At 76.4% G+C, this 5,676-nt stretch carries 4 protein-coding genes; all 4 read left to right on the top strand.

Annotated elements, in window-relative coordinates:
- Positions 1–539 precede the first annotated feature (539 nt).
- The 4 genes from ACFWA9_RS29230 to ACFWA9_RS29215 all read left to right on the top strand — a co-directional run bounded on the left by ACFWA9_RS29230 (position 540) and on the right by ACFWA9_RS29215 (position 5,523).
- Positions 540–4,052 carry a hypothetical protein gene (locus tag ACFWA9_RS29230; protein WP_380390939.1) on the top strand — a complete coding sequence of 1,171 codons (3,513 nt, stop codon included), beginning with the start codon at positions 540–542 and terminating at the stop codon, positions 4,050–4,052.
- Between the two features lie 91 nt (positions 4,053–4,143).
- Positions 4,144–4,641 (top strand): hypothetical protein, encoded by a 498-nt coding sequence (locus ACFWA9_RS29225; protein ID WP_380390937.1) that lies wholly within the window; start codon positions 4,144–4,146, stop codon positions 4,639–4,641.
- Between the two features lie 111 nt (positions 4,642–4,752).
- Positions 4,753–5,139 carry a hypothetical protein gene (locus ACFWA9_RS29220; protein WP_380390935.1) on the top strand — a complete coding sequence of 129 codons (387 nt, stop codon included), beginning with the start codon at positions 4,753–4,755 and terminating at the stop codon, positions 5,137–5,139.
- Between the two features lie 117 nt (positions 5,140–5,256).
- Positions 5,257–5,523, top strand: a complete 267-nt coding sequence (locus ACFWA9_RS29215) for a hypothetical protein (RefSeq protein ID WP_380390934.1) — start codon at positions 5,257–5,259, stop codon at positions 5,521–5,523.
- Positions 5,524–5,676 lie beyond the last annotated feature (153 nt).

Genomic DNA, 5,676 nt, shown 5'->3' with positions numbered 1-5,676 from the left:
GCGCCCGGGCGGGCAGGCGGGCGCACCCGGACGCGGCGCGGGCCCGGGCGCCGGCGGGCGCAGCGCACCCGGTGCACCCGGGGCCGGTAGCCCCGGCGGGCGGTCCCCGCGGGGCCTCCTCGCCGGAGGTGTCGCGGGGATCAGCCGGCCCCGGAAACCCGAAAGTTGACATGCACTCAGCTACCGCAACAAGCCCGGTTCGGCCCTCGCGGAGACTCCCAGGACTTGACAGGTACGCGGCAAAGTGGCGACAGGGCTCGACCTGGGCGCCGTCCGTCGCGGGTGGCTGTCGCGATGGGTTCAGGGGTGGGGGTCGAGGGGTGTTCGCGCAGGTCACAGGGCATAGCAGGGGGCATCGCGACAGGGGTCGCGACAGGGGGTCGCGACAGCCTCCGGCGCCCGTTTTTGATCTTCCGGCGACACGCCGGCGGGGCCGACACGGGCCCCCTACTTGCGGAAGTTATATAACTTCCGCTACGTTCAACGAGTGCCACCAACGCCCGGGGCCTGGCCCCGGCGCACGACCCGAGAGAGAGCCAATGAGCCACACGCACGCCACCGCCTACGCCGTCACCGCGGCCTACCGCGAGATCCCCGCCGGCCACCTGCTGACCCGCGTTGAGGCCGCCCGCCGGATCGCCCCGCTGCTGGGTGTCGCCCCCGCCGGCGTCGCCGGCCTCCGGATCACCGACGCCATCGAGGCCGGCGACCTGGTCGAGCTCCGCGCCGCCGGCGACACCCGGCTGACCGTCCCCGGCGCCCCGGCCGGCGCCGTCGTCGCGGTGGTGCCCGGCACCGTCGAGGAGAGCGTCGAGATCGTGATCGGCAACGCCGAGGGGACCGTCGAGATCGCCCTCGGCGGCCGGGGCCGCCGACTCGCCCCGGCCCTGCCGCTGACCCGCCGTTCGCTGGTGATCTCGGCCGAGGACTGCAAGCGCCTGGCCGCCGAGCTCCACCGGCTCTGGGCCGAGGTGCAGACCTTCGCCGCGACCGGACCGGAGGCGATCGGCGACACCCTGACCGCCGCCGGCCTGCCGAGCACCGACACCGCCTCGCGCGGCTGGTGGGTCACCCACAGCGGCAGCGACGGCCGCCCGATGGTCCTGCACATGGACGGCCGGCGGATGAGCCCGCGCCGCACCAATGAGGCCGAGCTGACCGAGTGGGCCGAGCGGCTCGGCGCCGTCGAGGACGCCCTCGCCGCCGACGGCTTCCACGTCCGCCGCTCCGGTCACGCGGTGATCGTCTACGGGCGCACCGTGCCCGGCGGCGCACCGCAGCCGGCCGACGTGGTCCGGGTCGCCTCGCGGGCCGTGCGGCGGGCGCACGGATCGGTGACGCGGGTACAGCAGTACCTTCACGTCAATTGCGGGTGCCGGATCAAGTCGAGCCTTGACGGCACGTACGCCAGCACCGCCGAGGCCCTCGCCGCGCTCAAGGCGGAGGCCGCCGAGCTCGATATCCGGTACGTCGAGCCGGTCACCTGCCGCAAGAACCAGCCCGAGACCGGCACCGCCCCGGCCCCGGTTCCGGCCGCCGAGGTCGAGCAGCTCGTCGAGCAGCCCGAAGCCCCGGCCGTCGAACCGGCCGTCGAGCCGGACGCCCCCGAGGCCGTGCAGGAGGCACAGCGGCGGGCGGCGGCCGGGGCGGTGCGCGAGCTGCTGACCGCGGCCGGCGAGGTGGACCTCGACGCGGCCGGCGCCGGGCCGGTCGAGGCGAGCGGGTTCAAGGCGCAGCCGGCGGGACGGCCGGGTGTCTGGGTGTGGGTTCGGCGGATGGCTCCGGCGTGGTCGGGACCGGAGCACGAGCAGGACCTCGACCGGTGGGCCGGGGTGCTGCGGCGCGCGGGATGGGACACGGTCACGACGGTGGTCTACGCCGCCGAGGCGGGCATCCATGCCACTCCGCCGGTTGCTTCGGGCGAGCCGCCCGTCGAGCAGGCCGAGGAACCGGCCGGGCGCTCGGGGGCCTTGCAGGGGGTCACGGTGACGCCGGCCCGCTGGCTGATGCTCGCCCACGGCGTGCAGGAGCTCGACGCCACGGCGCCGGCCGCGCCGATCGCCGAGGCCGAGCCGGTCGTCGAGCAGCCCGCGGAGCCGGCGGCCGAGCTGGTGCGCGTCTCCGGCGCCTGGTGCATCACCCGCGAGCAGGCCGACGCCATGGGCGCGAAGGCCCGCGCCGACCGCGAGACGTTCGAGGCCGAGTCGGCGGAGCGCCGCGCGGCCGAGCGCTACCACTACGGGCCCGAGCGGGAGTCGGCGCAGCGCGCCGCGGTCGAGGCGGCGCGCGAGCTGCTGGCCGCCGCCGGTGTGCCGGACCTCGACGAGACCCCGACCGCGAACACCGGTGTCCGACTGCGGAAGGCGGACCGGCCGGGGGTGTGGGTGATGGTCCGCCAGATCCGCGGGATCAGCACCAGCCGGCCGGACCCGCAGCGCCAGCCGTTCGACGCGCGGGAGTGGGATCACAACTTCGCGACGTGGGCCGGGGTGCTGCGGCGTGCAGGGTGGGAGACCACCGAGCCGAGCGACCTCTCGTTCTACGCCGCCCCGCCGGCCGAGGCCGAGCAGGACGTCGAGGACGTCGTCGAGGCCGAGCTCGTCGAGGACCAGGAGCAGCCGGCCGAGGCGCCGGCGGCCGGGGCCGCGGTGGTGCTGTACGTCGAGGAGCCGCTCCCGCCGGCCGCGGCCGAGGCGGCGCGCGCCATCATGGCGGCCGGCCGCAAGGCGGGTGTACTCGACTTCGCCGAGGGGCCGTTCGATCCCCGCGAGTTGGTCGGCTCGATCTTCGCCGACGGGTACCCGATTGAGGAGACGGCGCCGGCCGTGGTGCGGTGGCTCGACCGCGCGGGCCAGGCGCTCGCCGGCGGCGACGTGGCCGAGGCCGAGCAGCACGTCGAGGAGGCCGCGGCGGCGTTGCACGCGGCGACCCGCACGGCCGGGCCTGCGGCGTGGGACCGCGTCGCCCGGTGGCTGGTCAGTTTCGACGCCCGGCGGCGCAGCGGGGCGGCCGGTCCCCTCGCGGACGGTTGGGACGGCGGGGACCTGGTCGAGGTTGTGCCCAGGCTGCCCGCCCTGGTGGACGCCGCGGCCCGGTTCCTCGCGTTGTGGCTGACGGCCCGTTCCCTGGTGATGCTCAAGGCCGCCGACCAGGCCGCCCGTGACGTTGCCGAGGCGCTGCACGCCGGCACCGGCGCCGGCCGACAGACGGCCTGGTTGCAGGTCGCCCGGTACGCGGTCGAGCGGCAGGCCGCCGCGCTGGTCGCCTCCGCCGCCGTCCGGCCGGCCGCCGAACTGCCTGCCGGCACCGGTGAGACCGGCGGCGCCGAGTCGGCCGTCGAGGCGGCGCCGGTGCGGCCCGCGCTGCTGGCCCCGGCCGCGGGGCCGGTGCCCGGGGAGAGCGCCGAGGCGGCGCGGATGCGCCACCTTGAGTACCGGATGGCGTCCGACGGGCGCGGCCCCCTGCCGGCGGGCGTGCGGGTGCTCGACTACGACCTCAACTCGTACGAGTGGGGTTACGAGTGCTCGCGGCACGGCGGCGGGTGGGAGCGCCAGCCCGGACAGTGGGAGTTCCGGGCGGACGCCGAGACCAACGCCCGGATGCACGCGCAGCAGCACGCCCGGGCCGCCGATCCGCTGACGGATGACCAGATCGCCGAGGCGCTCGCGCTCGGCTTCTCGCTCCAGCAGCACCAGGTGTTGGGCGAGAGCCGGAGCGGCCGGGTGTTGGAGAACGTTGACGGGTTCTTCTACTTCGACGACCAGCTGTTCCCCTCGGGCCGCGTGCAGGGCCGACGGGTCGCGGACCTGTGGGCGCGCGGCCTGGTGGAGCTGGTCGAGGACGTGCCGGGCCGTCGGCTGATCGTCGCCACCGAGGCCGGCGCCGCCGCCGACCGCCTCATGTCGCGGGCCCGGCGCGAGGACGTCGCCGCCTACGCCGAGCGCGACACCATGCGCAGCACCGACCGGCAGCGCGCCGCCTACCCCCGGATCAAGGCCGCTCCCTCCCCCGCCGTGGCGGTCGGGGCGCCGGCCGCCGGCACCACCGACTGACCACCCCGCCGCCGGGGCCGGCCACCACGCCGGCCCCGGGCGCAGCACCGCACCACCAGCCCACCCCCTCAACTGACTTGGAGCCCCCGTCATGATCGGTCCCGCCCTCCGCGCCGGAACCTCCGTCGGCTGCCTGCCCGAGCACGCCGGCCACCCCGCCACCCGCCAGGCCCTCGCGCTGCTCGCCGTCGCCGGCGTCGAGCTGGTCACCCTCACCGCCGAGGCCGGCGACGACAGCATGAGCGGCGCCCTGGTGTGGCCCGGCTACGACGCCGAGGCCCGTGGGTGCCTGGTGTCCTGGTTCATCGCAGGCCACATGGACGAGCCCGAGCTCGACCCCGAGCAGCGCGAGCAGGTGCGCGCCGCCCGCAACACGGCGTTGCAGCAGATCGAGGAGATCCTCCGCGCGGCCGGGTGGGACGCCTACGCCACCTATGCCCGGCGGACCCTCCCGCCGCGGGCCGAGCGCGTCGCCGCCCGGCCGCTGACCGAGGAGGAGCAGCAGCAGCGGGCCGAGGCCCTCGGGGCGCTGGCCGCCTTCGCGCTGCGCATCCGGGCCGGGGAGGACGACGGGCCCGCGCCCGAGTAGGGCGAGCTGGGAGCGGTGGCAGCTGACCCCGCGTCGGCAGTTGCGGAAGTTATATAAGTTCCGCTAAGTTCTGTCGTGCACCACCCGCCACGACGAACGGACACCCCCGCAATGTGGATCAACAAGTTCTCGCCCGACGAGCTCGACCGGCTGCTCACCGGCCCTCTCACCTCGGACGAGACCCCCGTCGCCGGGCGCCTGCTGCGCGAGGCGCTCACCGCCGACGGGATCACCCCGGGCGTCCGCTACTTCGGCGGCGGCTGCTGGGTGTTCACCGTCCCCGCCGACGGCGGCGGCGAACTGTGGATCACCGACGGCATGGTGAGGCTCGGCCACCCGGTCGAGCGCCACACCGGATGGACCGTGCAGCACATCCCGGACCCGGGCGCCGAGGACCCCGAGGACGGCGCCGCCACCGTCTATGCCGCCCCGGACGACGCCCCGTTCGCCGACGACACCGCCACCTGCGCCGAGGCCGTCCGCACCCGCGCCGCCTGACCCCCGATCACCCCGGGTGGCCCCCCCCCCCCCCCCCCCCGGGGGGGCCCCCCCCCCCCCCCCCCCCCGGGGCCCACCCCGCCCCACCCGAACCCGCCACCCGGAGGAACCCGCCCCATGACCACCACCGCGCCCCGCCCCGCCGAGCTCGCCGACGCGATCGAAGCCGCCGCCGCCGACCAGCGGGTCAACTACCCCGAGCTGTCGGTCGCCGAGGCGGTCGAGCTCATCCGTCACTACTTCTTCGTGGTCGAGGACTGCCCCGACAACACCGGCAATGGCGCCTGGGGAGTCTCGGCCACCGCACAGGACCCGCTGGAGCGGGCATACGCCCGCGTTGTCCGGGCGACGCCGGAGGAACTGGCCAGCGTCCTGACCTCCTGACGCCCTGCCGGGCGACGGTCCGCCCCGCACACCCCGCCCAGACCCACCGGCCGCGCGGGGCCCCCCCCCCCCCCCCCCCCCCCGGAACCCCCCCCCCCAAACCCCCCACCCCCCCCCCCCCCCCAGACACCACCACCACCCCCCCCACACACC

The organism is Kitasatospora sp. NPDC059973 (assembly GCF_042737525.1).
GTDB lineage: Bacteria > Actinomycetota > Actinomycetes > Streptomycetales > Streptomycetaceae > Kitasatospora.
Note: the sequence above shows the minus strand (reverse complement) of the source record. Positions and strands in the feature narration are given on the sequence as shown.

Excerpts from the sequence above, each read along its gene's own strand:
- ACFWA9_RS29230 (WP_380390939.1), top strand. The coding sequence starts at position 540 with ATGAGCCACACGCACGCCACCGCCTACGCCGTCACCGCGGCCTACCGC.
- ACFWA9_RS29225 (WP_380390937.1), top strand. The coding sequence starts at position 4,144 with ATGATCGGTCCCGCCCTCCGCGCCGGAACCTCCGTCGGCTGCCTGCCC.
- ACFWA9_RS29220 (WP_380390935.1), top strand. The coding sequence starts at position 4,753 with ATGTGGATCAACAAGTTCTCGCCCGACGAGCTCGACCGGCTGCTCACC.
- ACFWA9_RS29215 (WP_380390934.1), top strand. The coding sequence starts at position 5,257 with ATGACCACCACCGCGCCCCGCCCCGCCGAGCTCGCCGACGCGATCGAA.